Source organism: Virgibacillus kimchii (assembly GCF_055379185.1).
This window is the reverse complement of the sequence record NZ_AP043951.1, coordinates 3,723,664-3,737,500: the sequence shown is the minus strand read 5'-3', so window position 1 is coordinate 3,737,500 and position 13,837 is coordinate 3,723,664. Positions and strand designations below refer to the sequence as shown.

The following is a 13,837-nucleotide window of genomic DNA, read 5'->3' as shown; positions in this document are numbered from 1 at the left end:
CACGCGCTCGACTTGCATGTATTAGGCACGCCGCCAGCGTTCGTCCTGAGCCAAGATCAAACTCTCCATAAAAGTTTGAATGTAATGGACACCAATCCACTACCTTCTCTTAGCTTCAAAAATTGATACAGGGTTAACTAGTCTTCCTCAGCCGGACTTTCGTCCGACCTCCAACTGCTTTCCTGACATCTGTTTACATACTGGTTGTTTTGTTCAGTTTTCAAAGAGCAAATTTTTGGATGCCACTTATTTCGTGGCAAGATTTAATTATATCACCTTGAGCAACTCATGTCAACATGTTTTTACTGTTAACACTTGCTCGCTCAAATTGGCGACTTTATTATATTATCACATACACAATACCAAGTCAAGTTCTTCCCTTGTTTGTTTTTGTGATCAAAATAATAAATGGGCCTGAGTGGACTTGAACCACCGACCTCACGCTTATCAGGCGTGCGCTCTAACCAGCTGAGCTACAGGCCCAAAGTCAATTTGGAGCGGGTGAAGGGAATCGAACCCTCGTCATCAGCTTGGAAGGCTGAGGTTTTACCACTAAACTACACCCGCATTTTCATTGTAATAATATTAACCACTCATTGCTGCACCTGTTTTTAAGTGGTCGGGAAGACAGGATTTGAACCTGCGACCCCATGGTCCCAAACCATGTGCTCTACCAAGCTGAGCTACTTCCCGGATGGCGCGCCTGAGAGGAGTCGAACCCCTAACCTCTTGATCCGTAGTCAAACGCTCTATCCAATTGAGCTACAGGCGCTTTAAGGGGCATTTGAAATGCGGTCGAGAGGACTTGAACCTCCACGGGATTAACTCCCACTAGGCCCTCAACCTAGCGCGTCTGCCATTCCGCCACGACCGCATGAGCATAAGTGAAAATATGGTGCGGATGAAGGGAGTCGAACCCCCACGTCCTTAACGGACACTAGAGCCTGATTCTAGCGCGTCTGCCAATTCCGCCACATCCGCATTTTTCATAAGAATGGTGAGCCATGGAGGATTCGAACCTCCGACCCTCTGATTAAAAGTCAGATGCTCTACCGACTGAGCTAATGGCTCGTTGTTTAAAACTGTTTTTATTTGAATTTGCTCTCGTCACTTTACAGTTGGGCTCCTTGTGTTGCAAGCTTCCCCGGCAACAAGTTCTCCCTGTAAAGTTACACATCAATTTAAGGAATAAAAAAATACTATTGAACAAATAGTATATTTGCATTTACTTCGCTACTATTTTTGTTTAAATAGAATATGGCTGGGCCACTAGGATTCGAACCTAGGATACACGGGATCAAAACCCGATGCCTTACCGCTTGGCTATGGCCCAATAAATGGCGGTCCGGACGGGACTCGAACCCGCGACCTCCTGCGTGACAGGCAGGCATTCTAACCAACTGAACTACCGGACCAGGCATTGCACAACCGTACAATGAAATATCATATTCTAATTGAACTGTCTTATTCACTTACTTTAATCCCTGACATGCAGAAATCTCTTCCTGCATGTCATAGGAGATGACCCGTACGGGATTCGAACCCGTGTTACCGCCGTGAAAGGGCGGTGTCTTAACCACTTGACCAACGGGCCATGCAATAATGGCGGAGAAGGAGGGATTTGAACCCTCGCGCCGGCAAAACCGACCTACACCCTTAGCAGGGGCGCCTCTTCAGCCACTTGAGTACTTCTCCCTATGGCTCCACAGGTAGGATTCGAACCTACGACCGATCGGTTAACAGCCGATTGCTCTACCACTGAGCTACTGTGGAATAATAAACAATCATTTCTGCTTTTAAAAGCAATTCGCCTAATAATTAAATAAGATTGCTCGTCATGTTGCAAGCTTATTCAATGATGCAGCACTCCTCGCAGACCTGCACATAGAAGTGAATTCAATGAAGCAGACGGTCTGCTCTACCGCTGAGCCACTGTGGAATAGATTCCCAAAAAAACAATCAACACATTCAACTGATTTTTGTGCCGAAAATTATCATACAACAAGGTGAAATAATTGTCAACAACAAAGAGAAATTAAATTGTTATTCCCTTGAGACTTTATATAATTTAACACGTCCACTATCATTCGTCAACATTTTTCACAGCAATTTATTCGAGAATTTTTGCCATACTTCCTTTACTATCATTAATAAGCGATTTCAATAAAAAATATGAACCGTCTAATCAGTGATGACTTCCATCTTTTCCTGGTAGACCAATCTGCCTCGGCACTTTCCACATCCGAATTTTTTCGTGTTAATTCTTCTCGTCCTTCTATATATGAAACCGCATTGTTTACATTTATATTGATGTTTATATTTTGGTTGATTTGAGGGGAGGGGGTTACAATGTCTCGGTGATCCTGTTTTCTTTAATAAAAGTTTGAAATCTACATCCCCGTGCCTGTACCCTTTTCCTTCTATATGAAGATGATAATGGCATAATTCATGTTTAATGATACCCGTAAATTCCCCTTCATCCATTTCCAAATAATATTTGGGATTAAGTTCAATCGTTTTGCTGTGCGGCAAATATCTTCCACCGGTAGTCCTTAAACGGGAGTTGAATTTCACATAATCGATAAATGGTTTCTGAAAAAACTCCCACGACAGGTCATTTACTAATTGATAAAGCGATTCTTCACTTAGCAGTTTCATAATATGTAAACCCCAATCTGTCATCTGCTGCATTTTTTCAGTATTAACTGGTACTTAAGTCTGTAATTACTATATATATTAGCACAAAATATACTTGTATTTAAAACTTCATCAACCACCGAAAATCACTATCTTTTTAAAATGATTGTAAATAAACATTGATTTTATTTTAATTGTGATTTATACTATATACATACGTGATTAATCATCTGATTTTGGAGGGATACCTTTCACATAACAGCTCTTGTTTAAGCACTATGTACTTGTTACTACATTTGTCCAACTTTATTTGATTATCATTTATTATGTGCAGGTGAGAAAGTGGAAGTATTGATTTTCACTAACATGTAACAATTGCAGCAATCTATATTTATAGTAAACTTTAGTTTATTATGCTAGAATTACTATTGTATTTATAATCTCAGGAGGGAAATCGTTTATGAACGAGAAAGATATGCAAAACAAGAAAAAAATGACCACGGCTTTTGGCGCACCGGTACCGAACGATGATGATTCCAAAACGGCTGGTAAACGCGGGCCATTATTAATGGAAGATTACTGGTTCCTGGAAAAAATGTCCCATTTTGATAGAGAAGTTATTCCAGAACGCCGCATGCATGCAAAAGGCTCCGGTGCATACGGTACCTTCACAGTAACTCACGATATTACAAAATATACTAAAGCCTCTATTTTCTCAGAGATCGGCAAACAGACAGACATGTTCATCCGTTTCTCCACAGTTGCCGGCGAACGTGGGGCTGCTGATGCAGAGCGTGATATTCGTGGTACTGCAATGAAGTTTTATACAGAAGACGGTAACTGGGATCTGGTTGGCAACAACACACCAGTATTTTTCATGAGAGATCCTAAGAGATTCACAGATTTAAACCATGTAGTTAAACGTGATCCGAGAACAAACATGCATAATGCCAATTCAAATTGGGACTTCTGGTCCAACCTTCCGGAAGCACTCCACCAGGTTACGATCGTAATGAGTGACCGTGGAATTCCTGCGAGCTACAGAAATATGCACTTATTCGGAAGCCACGCGTACAGCATGATTAATGCGGATAATGAACGAGTATGGGTTAAGTTCCACTTCCGCACACAACAGGGAATCAAAAACCTGACAGACCAGGAAGCTGAAGCAATTATCGGTAAAGACCGAGAAAGCCACCAAAGAGATCTATTTGAGTCTATCGAAAAAGGCGATTATCCTAAGTGGACACTATATATCCAGGTAATGACTGAAGAAGAAGCAAAAAATATGCCATACAACCCATTTGACTTAACTAAAGTATGGTATAAAGAAGACTTCCCATTAATAGAAGTTGGCGAACTGGAACTAAATCGCAACCCGGATAACTATTTTGCAGAAGTGGAGCAGGCTGCATTTGCACCTACTAACATTGTACCGGGAATTGGCTTCTCACCTGACAAAATGTTGCAAGGACGTTTATTCTCCTATGGTGATACACAGCGTTATCGTTTGGGTGTCAACCATTGGCAAATTCCTGTTAACTATCCTAAAAATGCGAAAAACTTCCATCCATACCATCGTGATGGAGCAATGCGCGTATTAAACCCGGCAGAGGGCGGATCTATTTCTTATAGCCCGAACAGCTACGGAGAATGGGAAGACAGTAAAGAGCATCAGGAGCCACCACTTGAAATCAGTGGTTCTGCTGATTACCATGATTTCCGTGAAGACGATGATCTATATTATGAACAGCCAGGTAAACTCTTTAGACTGATGAGTCCGGAAGAGCAGCAGCGCTTGTTTGATAATACTGCAAGAGATATGGAAGGTGTTTCCAAACAGATCTTAATCAGACACATCAGCAACTGTTACAAAGCTGATCCTGCTTATGGCCAAGGGGTAGCAAAAGCACTTGGAGTTTCCATGAGCGATGTTGAAGCAGCAGTTGGAAAAGAAGAATAAAAGACAACGGCTTAAATGCCTCTTATAAAAAACCGATGAGGAAATATATTTCCTCATCGGTTTTTTGATAGGTGATCAACTTCTTCTCCATTCCACATCTGAGGATGGACAATCCACACTCCAACATGGATTACATGCCCTTTTATTTTTCAATCATCGACAGGGCAACTCTTCCTTTTTCTGCATCTATACTTTCCACCCAAACAGTGATCACATCTCCGACGGAAACGATGTCCATCGGGTGCTTTACAAACTTATTTGCCATTTTTGAAATATGGACAAGTCCGTCCTGTTTTACTCCGATATCTACAAATACACCAAAGTCAACAACATTACGGACCGTTCCCTGCATTTCCATTCCTTGTTCCAAATCTTCCAGTGTCAACACATTTTGTTTTAATAGCGGCTGCGGGAAATCATCACGGGGATCGCGTTCAGGCTTACTCAATGCACTGATGATATCCTCAAGTGTAGGGAGGCCGATTTCCAGTTTTTCAGCAAGTTCCTTTTTATTCTCACGTTGCAATTTCCCGGCTAGTTCGTCCGATCCTATGTCTTCCAAGTTACAATCCAGTATTTTCAGCAAGTCTTCCGTATGACTGTAGCTTTCCGGGTGTATTGGTGTTCTATCCAGTGGATGGTCGCCATCCACGATCCGCAGGAAACCAATTCCCTGTTCATATGTTTTGGCACCAAGACGTGGTACCTTTTTCAGCTGTTTTCGGTTTGTAAATTTACCCTCTTCATTGCGTTTTTTTACAATATTATTTGCTACAGTGGTATTTAAACCGGCTACATATTGCAAAAGTGAACTGGACGCGGTATTAACGTTAACGCCAACCTGGTTAACGGCTGTTTCCACGACAAACGTGAGTGATTCAGAAAGTGCTTTTTGACTTACATCATGCTGATACTGACCAACTCCTATGGATTTGGGATCAATTTTCACCAATTCCGCCAGCGGATCCTGCACCCGCCTCGCAATGGATGCAGCACTTCTTTCCTCCACCTGCAAATCAGGAAACTCTTCCCTGGCAAGTTTTGAGGCGGAATATACACTGGCACCAGCTTCATTTACGATAATATACGGAATGTCCAGATTGTTATTGGCAATCACATCGGAAATAAATTGCTCCGTCTCTCTGGATGCTGTCCCGTTTCCAATCGCAATCAGTTCAACATCATTATTTTTTATAAATTCCATTACAATTTTTTCCGAGCCTTTTACATCATTTTTCGGAGCAGTCGGGTACATGACACCTACCTGCATGACCTTGCCTGTTTCATCTACCGCTGCCAATTTACACCCTGTCCTGAATGCCGGATCAACCCCCAGTACACTTTTTCCTTTTAATGGCGGCTGCAGCAATAGGCTTTTCAGGTTCTTGGAAAAAATATCAATTGCCTGCTCTTCTGCTTTTTCGGTTAAACTTTTGCGTATTTCCCGTTCAATCGATGGCTGTATCAATCTTTTATAACTGTCCAGTATGGCTTCTTCCATATTTTTTTTTACTTGATCATTTGCGCCGGACTTTATAATATTGCGCGTTAAATATGCAATAATATTTTCAACAGGGGGCTCTATGGCAACTTTAAGAACTTCCTCTTTCTCTCCCCGGTTCAATGCAAGAATCCGGTGGGAAACGATGGAGCGGACAGATTCATGATAGTCATAATACATTTCATATACTGCCTTTTCGTCTTTGCCACTGTCTTTTGCTTCAGAGACAATGGTTCCCCGTTTGAACGTTTCATCTCTGATGTATTCCCTGTTTTTCGGTTCATCGGAAATCCATTCGGCAATGATATCATTTACACCAGCAAGGACATCTTCCACTTTATGTAGTTCATGTTCTTCAGATATATACGCTTCTGCTTCCTTCCATATATCTTCTGTTTCCTGCTGCCAGACTAATGATGCAAGTGGCTCCAGCCCTTTCTCTTTTGCAATCGTTGCTTTTGTTCTGCGCTTTTGTTTATAAGGCCGGTATAGGTCTTCCACTTGCTGTAATTGAGTGGCCTGGGTTATTTCTCCTTTTAATTCTTCCGTCAATTTACCCTGTTCGTCAATAATGCGAAGGACTTCCTGCTTTCTCTCAGATAAATTTACTGCATAATTCCACTTATCCTGAATGGCTTTAATCTGTATCTCATCCAGGCCACCGGTCATTTCCTTCCGGTAACGGGCAATAAAAGGAAGTGTATTCCCTTCATCCAATAGTTCAATTACTTTTTCCACGATGCTTTGTTTCACCTTCACCTCATTTGCAACCAATTGACTGAGGTTTTCATTTAATTCATATGCCAAGCCATTTCCTCCTTTTGTACACCAAAACTTGACTTCAGCAAATATGGATTCTGAATACGAAATCCGTACTGATACAGAAAAATTGTTTCTTTCCTGCTAAGCTATTTTACCAAAGAACGCTTCTTTTTCATAATTCCTTGCGGGAGACAGAGTCATTTAAGTAAGCTGATTTGGCCGGGAAGCTTTACGGCAATTCAACCGGTTCTCTGTCCCATTAAACAGAAAAATGCAACAGGAGAATCGTCCCCGTGTTGCATCAGTTAGTATTATTTAGGTAGCGCATGGCTATTAATGTAGTGTCATCTTCTCTATCCTGGCTGCTTTTATATTTAAAGGTTTGAATAATATTTTCCACGCTTTTTCCAAAAACATCTAATTCTGTTATATCTTTATCGGTAACACCGTCGGAAAACATGATGAAATTCATACCCTCTTCCAGCTTTTCCTGTGTTACTTTAAATTTTCGGGGATAACCTGCCAAATATCCTGAACTTGGTATATTACGCCTTTTCTTTTTATTTCTATTCCCAATTACAATGCCTATATTGCCAATAGCCGAGAAAGAATAGACCTTTGCAATAAAATCTATTTTTAAAATACCTAGTACTGCTCCTCTTTTTCCCAGCAGCTGTTCATTGCAGATTTTAACGATTTTATCAACTGGTTCATTCATGTTGCTGCTGATGATATCAATGACAATTTGGGAAGATTCCCTGGCATATTCACCACTGCCTAAACCATCTGCAATTGTACAGATAAACTCATTTTTGGTTTCCAAATAAAAGTAGCTGTCACCACAATAGTAATTTCCTTTTTTTGGCTGCTGGTACATAGCTACCTCTATTTTTTTCATGTCCGTCAATCAAATACCTCCGTGCTTTCGGCCTGAATGGCTTCTCTCAACTTTCGTAATGATCGACGTTGCAATCTGGAAACATGCATTTGCGAAATACCAAGTAATTCCCCTGTTTCTTTTTGGCTTTTATTTTCAAAATAAGTGAATTGGAGTATTTGCTGTTCTCTTTCCGATAAAATGGGCAGGATTTTCTCCAGCATCATCTGCTGATCCACATTGTTGTAGCCGGATTCGTTGTTCCCGATAAGATCCAATATTGCCACTGTACTCCCATCCGAATCTGCTTCTATTTTACGGTCTACCGAAAGTGCTTTGTAACTTTTTCCCATCTCCATCGTTTCCAGCACATCTTCTTCCGACACATCAAGATAATCGGCGATTTCTTGAATCGTCGGGGAAGTTTGATTGGCTGTGGTCAGTTCATCCACTGCTTTTCTAATTTTGGGGCCAAGTTCTTTAATTCTCCTGGGAACATGCACACTCCAAGTCTTGTCCCGGATAAACCGCTTTATCTCCCCGATAATGGTTGGAATAGCAAAAGACTCAAAGGATTTACCAAATGACTCATCATATCTGCGTACTGCTGCCAGCAGCCCAATCATACCTACCTGAACCAAATCTTCGTGGATAGAACTATTTTTAGAATATTTCCGTGCTATCGACTCCACAAGATCCTGATAGGCAAGAACAACCTTTTCCTGCAAGGCCTCATCTGTAGGATCTTTCTGCAAATATTGTATCCACTGGTAAACCTCATCTCGCCCGTTATTGTCTGGTTGAGACTTGGTCGTCATCAAACCCCACCTCTGTTTCTGCAAGGTACTTTGTCATCAATACAATGACGCCGTATTCGTTGTTGATCTGAACTTTATCCATTAATGCGTTAATGAGGAAAAGTCCAAATCCACCCTCGCGCAGATCTTCCACATTTGCCGATTCATCATATGGGCCAATATCACTTTTAATCTCTTTTATGTTAAAACTTCCTCCACGATCTGCTACCATAATCTCCAAACGGTCTTGATATACACCAAAACCGATGGTTATCTCTCCATCATCGTTTTCATGATAGGCATGTGTAACAGCGTTCGTGATTGCTTCAGAAATAGCTACTTTTAAATCTTCAATGTCTTCATAGGAATACCCCATTCTATTTGCAATCCCGGCAACACTTAGTCTCACAACACCAACATACTCGGCTTTTGCCGGGATTTTCATTTCAATAAAATCCAATGTTTCCATAGTTAACTTCCACCCCGAATCGCTGAGTTTATATCCAACACTTCATCCAAGCCGGTTATTTTAAACAGACGTGTTACTTTCTCCTGTGGATGTACGAGCTTTAAGTAACTTCCATTTTCTTTCGTTGCCTTTAACGCGCTGATAAAGACACCAAGCCCTGTACTATCCATGTAATTCACATCTTCCAAATTGACTTCCACCACATGATCAGGATGCTCGGTCAACGGAAGAAGTTTTTCCTTCAGATCGGGTGCAGTATATGCATCAATTTCACCGGAAAGATTTACGACAAACTTTTTATTCTCTGTTACTGTTTCTATATCTAAATTCATCATTCTCCTCCTAATTTCTATGTGAAGTTATGTAACTGTCCTGATAAACATTACTTTTTCATAGATATAGCATACTGTACCCAAACTTATTGATAGCTAAACTTCTTTTTTAAAACAGCAAGTGTAAAGTCATCTCTCAGTTCAAATTCCTGAAGACGTTCAATATGCTTGTATACTTCAGCCACCATTTCCTGAGCAGGAAGATGAATATATTTTCTTATCATATCCAGCATTTCTTCTGTCTCGATAAACCTGTCCCCATCTTTTGCTTCAGTAACCCCATCCGTGAAAAATATAACCATATCGCCATCATTCATTTGCAGCTCATATTCTTTATATTCCGTTTCGGGCATAACACCTAAGATGAGCCCTTTCGCTTCCATTTCAACAAACTGTTTCTTTTCCGCATTGTAATAAAAGCCGGGTTCATGTCCAGCTGAGGCATATCTTATTTTCCCTTCATTCGGGCAATACTGTGCATACAACATGGTAATAAACATGCCGGCTTCCACATTCCGTTCTACTACCCGATTTAAATTATATAAAACATTTCCGGGTGACTTTTGCTCTTCCGGATAGCTTTCCATGGAATATTTTATCATTGACATACAAAGTGCTGCTGGCACACCTTTTCCCATTACATCAGCGATGGCTAGTTCCAGACGGCCATCTGTCCCTTTGGTGAAATAATGGTAATCTCCGTTCAGTTCATTGGCCGGAACACTTTTAACACCGATATCCATCCCTTTAATTTCCGGGATGGGACTACGTAAAAGCGTATTTTGCATATTGGCCGCAACAGAAATTTCCGATTTAAATTCAACCTGTTTTTCTCTCAATGTCTGAAACTCCTGGTGTGCAAGACCATAGGAGATCATGGCTTCAAGCAAAAAATTCAGTGAATGGCTGTATGCTTCCGACAATCGAGGATAAATATCTTCCATGGCCTTCATATGCAGGTTTATGATTTCCTCTGGTAAAATATTCTTCTGAATAAGTGCCTTACTTACTTGTTCCACTCCGTATAAAGATGTTTCATCCTGTGTTTCAATATAACGTTTCAACAAGTCTTTATAGTTTTCCACATCTATATTAATAACCTCGTCCATCATCCTATCCCCCACATATACGGATGTCACTGTTCCTCAACATCCAATATTGTATATATATAAATGAGAAGGGAAAGTGCTATACTTTCCCTCCTTTTTTGTATACACACTTCAACAAATTGTATACATAAATTATACTATTTTTATCTTAAATATTTAACTGTTTTAACTTCTGTTCCTTTACCATTGTCCGATTTCATATCGAATTCATCCATCAGCCGCTTCACTCCTGGCAGCCCTGCCCCCAGCCCGCCCGAGGTAGAATATCCATCTTCCATTACCCTACTGACATCATCTATCCCTGGGCCTGTGTCAATAGCTATAATACTAATACCTTTACGATCTATTGTATTTATTTTCTCGAAACAGATTTTTCCTTCTTCTGCATATAAATAGATATTGCGTGCTAATTCAGATATTGCGGTTGCTATGCGCGCCTGGTCCACTGTCCCAAATCCGATCTCTTTGGCAATGTCCCTGCCTAATTGCCTCGCACCTACAATATCCCATTCTTTTCTGATTGTAACACAGGTTTCAGGTTTCATCTCTATTCACCTAATTCCTGGTGCAATTTATTTAAGCCCTGTTCCAGGTCTAAAGCAGTCGGCACATTTTTTAAGTGAATTCCAAGATCAATTAATGTCATTGCCACTGCCGGCTGAATACCTGTCAGAACAACCTTCGCCCCCATTAAATCCGCCATAGTTACCACATCACCAAGCACTTTTGCAATAAATGAATCAATGATTTCTACGGATGTCAGATCTATTACAACGCCGGAAGAACCGCTTTTATGAATTTTATTAAGTAAATCTTCCTGGAATTGTATGGCTGTATTGTCATCCAGTTCAGTCTGGATTGATATAAGTAAATAGTTGTGCAGTTTTAATATTGGTATTCGCATTCTGGTCACTCCCCTTGTTTCATCGCATTAATCAGTTTTTCGACACCATTTCGATCCCAGCTGCCGTCATTTGTTCTGCTTTCCACATTGACATCAATCACTTTTCGATTGGTTATTTCCAGTGCCGCTGTAAACCCTTTTTTCAAAGAACTCTTTGTTGGAAATTTACTGAGGTCAATGCCTAAATTTACGATCGTCTGGGCAATTTCAGGTCTGATTCCTACCAAAATACAATGAGCGCCGATCAAACGGACTGCTTCTGCAGCCTGTATAATATGATGTGCAACCATGGTGTCCACCACAGGTACACCGGTAATATCGATAAGGACTACTTCCGCATTATGTGTAATGACACCATCAAGCAGATTTTCCATAATTAATTTTGCCCGTTCTGTATCAATTGTACCAATTAATGGCATGATCGTAATCTTGTCCATGACCGGAATCAGCGGTGCGGATAATTCCTGGAGTGCTACACGCTGAAGGGATAAGATGTGCTCCCAGCTACCGGAGTATTCATTGACCAACTGCCGTATGAGCGGTCCTACCCATTGATCCACACTTTGTATTACTTCCGAAAAATAATTGGAATTAACCTGATCCGAATTTTCAAGCAAATAATCGATGGTAACTTTACGAAAAGCCTGCAGCCCGTCTGTTATATAACTCAACGGCCAGCCAAGATTAATGATTTTCTCGGAAAAGTCCTCCACTCCTTTGGTGGCTCCATGATCTTTCACACTCGTAAAGATAACATTTACAAATTCTCTGTTTGTACTTTCAAATAACTCGTCCGAAATGCTTGATGTATAATTTTCACTCTTTAATTGTTCAATTTCCTTCAGCCACTTTTCAACAATCTGATCACTATTATCCAAAACCAATTGCTTAAACTGTCGATCCATTTAGTTACCTCCATTATTCGACTAACATTTTATAATATTGTCACATGCTTTAAAGAATTCTGCAATCAATTCGGGGCAGATAAGCTATCATTTCTGTCTTCCCTGAGAATTATATTCTGCACTTATGAACAGTGTAGCATATATTTTATCGTTATTTATTTTTTTACGCTTGGCAAGTAATCAATATGCAGACTTTGGAAATTACTTACCGGCAACGAACTATTGTAATAATACCAGACTTATATATACAAAGATCTTTTCTATGATTTAAAAGTTATTTTGTCAAAATAGCAAGTTGAATTGTACACCCAATGGCAACTTGAGCTTACAGCTGATTGTTTGGAATATGTAATGTGTCGTTCCTCCGAGAACTGTTTTGGCAGGTGTCTTCACGCATTTCACAGAATGATGTACCTATCTATACACACCGCTTTGTTACGTCATTCTATTCATTTTACGGACTGACCTGCCTGGTAGAACCACCTTTGGCAAACCGACAGATTAAATGCCACAATTTAACGCGTCTGAATAATAATGGGTTTATAAATAAAGGTCAAGGGTAATACATATAAAAAGACATTTTGCAGCACAACACAGCGCTTCCGCCCTTTCAAAACAAAATACCCCTGTCTCAACAAGGGTATTCACTATTCACTATTCACTATACATGTCCTTCAAACCGAGGCTTATTTCCAGTGCCTGGTTAATTTTGGTCATCATTTCACTATCAAGTTTTGTAATTTTGTCCGTTAAACGTTGCTTATCCAATGTGCGGATTTGTTCCAGCAAAATGACAGAATCACGGTCAAACCCATAGCGTTTTGCGTCAATTTCCACATGGGTAGGTAATTTTGCCTTCTGGATTTGGGCAGTAATCGCAGCAACAATAACGGTCGGGCTAAATCGGTTTCCAATATCGTTTTGCAGTATTAACACCGGACGTACGCCTCCCTGTTCTGACCCAACAACAGGGGATAAGTCGGCGAAATACACTTCACCTCGCTGAACGATCAACTTTTACACCCCGATCACAGTGCGCTCTAGGGTGTTTTCAGCCTCCTCTTCAGCCTGAAAAGCTTCTGAAGCAATTGTCAGATTAATGCGGCCCATTTCTTCGTAGCCTTTTTGCATTGTTTCACGAAATTGTTGAATGTGTTCATTTCTTTTTTGCTGCAAGTAGTTTTGTGTAGCCTGACATATGAAATCACTTAAATCACTATTTTCATATTTCATTAACCCATCCACCTCGTTTATAAGGTTTTTTGGCATTTTCACCAAAATTTCCTGTACACTCTCTGACAAAACCCATACACCTCCGCCAACTGTTGCACGAACTATTTAAAATTCATTTTAATGATACCATTGAATAAGCCCATTTGCAAAGGGGTATTGGCACTTTTTTATAAAAATCGTTTCTTTTTGTCGATAATCCATAAAAGGGTATTACGGATCATTCTCTATATTTTTGCTGAAACAGCCCGACCGTGAAACAGATTTTCATTCCGCCAAACCGCAGTTGGGCTTATCCCATAAATAAAATTCTAATATTGATGATAGCATATATATCCTCCATAAGCCACA

13 protein-coding genes, 12 tRNA genes and 1 rRNA gene (1 of these 26 cut by a window edge) are annotated in these 13,837 nt (G+C 40.4%); 1 reads left to right on the top strand and 25 read right to left on the bottom strand.

Annotation, left to right across the window (positions count from 1 at the left end):
* The 14 genes from ACZ42C_RS18240 to ACZ42C_RS18175 form a co-directional block, all read right to left on the bottom strand.
* Positions 1–72, bottom strand: a 16S ribosomal RNA gene (locus ACZ42C_RS18240) (it extends 1,494 nt beyond the left edge of the window).
* 337 nt (positions 73–409) lie between these two features.
* Positions 410–483: transfer RNA gene (locus tag ACZ42C_RS18235), tRNA-Ile, on the bottom strand.
* Positions 484–493: 10 nt separating this feature from the next.
* Positions 494–567: transfer RNA gene (locus tag ACZ42C_RS18230), tRNA-Gly, on the bottom strand.
* A 49-nt stretch (positions 568–616) separates the two neighbouring features.
* Positions 617–693, bottom strand: a tRNA-Pro gene (locus tag ACZ42C_RS18225).
* A 2-nt stretch (positions 694–695) separates the two neighbouring features.
* Positions 696–772, bottom strand: a tRNA-Arg gene (locus ACZ42C_RS18220).
* An 18-nt stretch (positions 773–790) separates the two neighbouring features.
* Positions 791–874, bottom strand: a tRNA-Leu gene (locus ACZ42C_RS18215).
* 19 nt (positions 875–893) lie between these two features.
* Positions 894–981: transfer RNA gene (locus ACZ42C_RS18210), tRNA-Leu, on the bottom strand.
* A gap of 14 nt (positions 982–995) precedes the next feature.
* A tRNA-Lys gene (locus ACZ42C_RS18205) sits at positions 996–1,071 on the bottom strand.
* A 187-nt stretch (positions 1,072–1,258) separates the two neighbouring features.
* Positions 1,259–1,333, bottom strand: a tRNA-Gln gene (locus ACZ42C_RS18200).
* 5 nt (positions 1,334–1,338) lie between these two features.
* Positions 1,339–1,415 (bottom strand) — tRNA-Asp (locus ACZ42C_RS18195).
* A 107-nt stretch (positions 1,416–1,522) separates the two neighbouring features.
* A tRNA-Glu gene (locus ACZ42C_RS18190) sits at positions 1,523–1,594 on the bottom strand.
* A 9-nt stretch (positions 1,595–1,603) separates the two neighbouring features.
* Positions 1,604–1,695: transfer RNA gene (locus tag ACZ42C_RS18185), tRNA-Ser, on the bottom strand.
* A gap of 3 nt (positions 1,696–1,698) precedes the next feature.
* Positions 1,699–1,773, bottom strand: a tRNA-Asn gene (locus ACZ42C_RS18180).
* Positions 1,774–2,181: 408 nt separating this feature from the next.
* Positions 2,182–2,658, bottom strand: coding sequence for a SprT family protein (locus ACZ42C_RS18175; protein ID WP_461180540.1), 477 nt, complete (start codon positions 2,656–2,658; stop codon positions 2,182–2,184).
* Positions 2,659–3,097: 439 nt separating this feature from the next.
* On the opposite strand from ACZ42C_RS18175, the gene ACZ42C_RS18170 reads away from it, so the two are divergent.
* A complete protein-coding gene (locus ACZ42C_RS18170) occupies positions 3,098–4,600 on the top strand; it encodes a catalase (protein ID WP_461180539.1) in 1,503 nt (500 codons plus the stop codon).
* 142 nt (positions 4,601–4,742) lie between these two features.
* On the opposite strand, the gene ACZ42C_RS18165 is transcribed toward ACZ42C_RS18170, so the two are convergent.
* From ACZ42C_RS18165 to ACZ42C_RS18115, 11 genes are all read right to left on the bottom strand, one after another.
* The gene (locus ACZ42C_RS18165) at positions 4,743–6,908 is read right to left on the bottom strand and encodes a Tex family protein (RefSeq protein WP_461180538.1); all 2,166 of its coding nucleotides are present in this window, start codon (positions 6,906–6,908) and stop codon (positions 4,743–4,745) included.
* Between the two features lie 256 nt (positions 6,909–7,164).
* Positions 7,165–7,761: a SpoIIE family protein phosphatase gene (locus ACZ42C_RS18160; RefSeq protein ID WP_461180545.1), complete on the bottom strand. Its 597-nt coding sequence runs from the start codon at positions 7,759–7,761 to the stop codon at positions 7,165–7,167.
* Positions 7,762–7,766: 5 nt separating this feature from the next.
* Positions 7,767–8,558 (bottom strand): RNA polymerase sigma factor SigB, encoded by a 792-nt coding sequence (gene sigB, locus ACZ42C_RS18155; RefSeq protein ID WP_461180537.1) that lies wholly within the window; start codon positions 8,556–8,558, stop codon positions 7,767–7,769.
* On the bottom strand, positions 8,530–9,006 hold the full coding sequence (gene rsbW, locus ACZ42C_RS18150; RefSeq protein WP_461180536.1) for an anti-sigma B factor RsbW: 477 nt from the start codon (positions 9,004–9,006) through the stop codon (positions 8,530–8,532). Before rsbW ends, sigB begins: the two co-directional genes overlap by 29 nt.
* Positions 9,007–9,008: 2 nt before the next feature.
* Positions 9,009–9,338, bottom strand: a complete 330-nt coding sequence (locus ACZ42C_RS18145; protein WP_461180535.1) for an STAS domain-containing protein — start codon at positions 9,336–9,338, stop codon at positions 9,009–9,011.
* 86 nt (positions 9,339–9,424) lie between these two features.
* The gene (locus ACZ42C_RS18140; protein WP_461180534.1) at positions 9,425–10,447 is read right to left on the bottom strand and encodes a PP2C family protein-serine/threonine phosphatase; all 1,023 of its coding nucleotides are present in this window, start codon (positions 10,445–10,447) and stop codon (positions 9,425–9,427) included.
* A 143-nt stretch (positions 10,448–10,590) separates the two neighbouring features.
* Positions 10,591–10,992 (bottom strand): anti-sigma regulatory factor, encoded by a 402-nt coding sequence (locus ACZ42C_RS18135; protein WP_461180533.1) that lies wholly within the window; start codon positions 10,990–10,992, stop codon positions 10,591–10,593.
* Positions 10,993–10,994: 2 nt separating this feature from the next.
* On the bottom strand, positions 10,995–11,351 hold the full coding sequence (locus tag ACZ42C_RS18130) for an STAS domain-containing protein (protein ID WP_461180532.1): 357 nt from the start codon (positions 11,349–11,351) through the stop codon (positions 10,995–10,997).
* Positions 11,352–11,356: 5 nt separating this feature from the next.
* The gene (locus ACZ42C_RS18125; protein WP_461180531.1) at positions 11,357–12,256 is read right to left on the bottom strand and encodes an RsbT co-antagonist protein RsbRA; all 900 of its coding nucleotides are present in this window, start codon (positions 12,254–12,256) and stop codon (positions 11,357–11,359) included.
* A 654-nt stretch (positions 12,257–12,910) separates the two neighbouring features.
* Positions 12,911–13,270, bottom strand: a complete 360-nt coding sequence (locus ACZ42C_RS18120) for a type II toxin-antitoxin system PemK/MazF family toxin (protein WP_461180530.1) — start codon at positions 13,268–13,270, stop codon at positions 12,911–12,913.
* A gap of 3 nt (positions 13,271–13,273) precedes the next feature.
* Positions 13,274–13,558, bottom strand: coding sequence for a CopG family ribbon-helix-helix protein (locus ACZ42C_RS18115; protein ID WP_461180529.1), 285 nt, complete (start codon positions 13,556–13,558; stop codon positions 13,274–13,276).
* Positions 13,559–13,837 lie beyond the last annotated feature (279 nt).

Coding starts and splice junctions, on each gene's coding strand:
- rsbW (WP_461180536.1), bottom strand. CDS start 9,006: ATGGAAACATTGGATTTTATTGAAATGAAAATCCCGGCAAAAGCCGAG.
- ACZ42C_RS18160 (WP_461180545.1), bottom strand. CDS start 7,761: ATGAAAAAAATAGAGGTAGCTATGTACCAGCAGCCAAAAAAAGGAAAT.
- ACZ42C_RS18125 (WP_461180531.1), bottom strand. CDS start 12,256: ATGGATCGACAGTTTAAGCAATTGGTTTTGGATAATAGTGATCAGATT.
- ACZ42C_RS18140 (WP_461180534.1), bottom strand. CDS start 10,447: ATGGACGAGGTTATTAATATAGATGTGGAAAACTATAAAGACTTGTTG.
- ACZ42C_RS18175 (WP_461180540.1), bottom strand. CDS start 2,658: ATGAAACTGCTAAGTGAAGAATCGCTTTATCAATTAGTAAATGACCTG.
- ACZ42C_RS18135 (WP_461180533.1), bottom strand. CDS start 10,992: ATGAAACCTGAAACCTGTGTTACAATCAGAAAAGAATGGGATATTGTA.
- ACZ42C_RS18170 (WP_461180539.1), top strand. CDS start 3,098: ATGAACGAGAAAGATATGCAAAACAAGAAAAAAATGACCACGGCTTTT.
- ACZ42C_RS18145 (WP_461180535.1), bottom strand. CDS start 9,338: ATGAATTTAGATATAGAAACAGTAACAGAGAATAAAAAGTTTGTCGTA.
- ACZ42C_RS18130 (WP_461180532.1), bottom strand. CDS start 11,351: ATGCGAATACCAATATTAAAACTGCACAACTATTTACTTATATCAATC.
- sigB (WP_461180537.1), bottom strand. CDS start 8,558: ATGACGACCAAGTCTCAACCAGACAATAACGGGCGAGATGAGGTTTAC.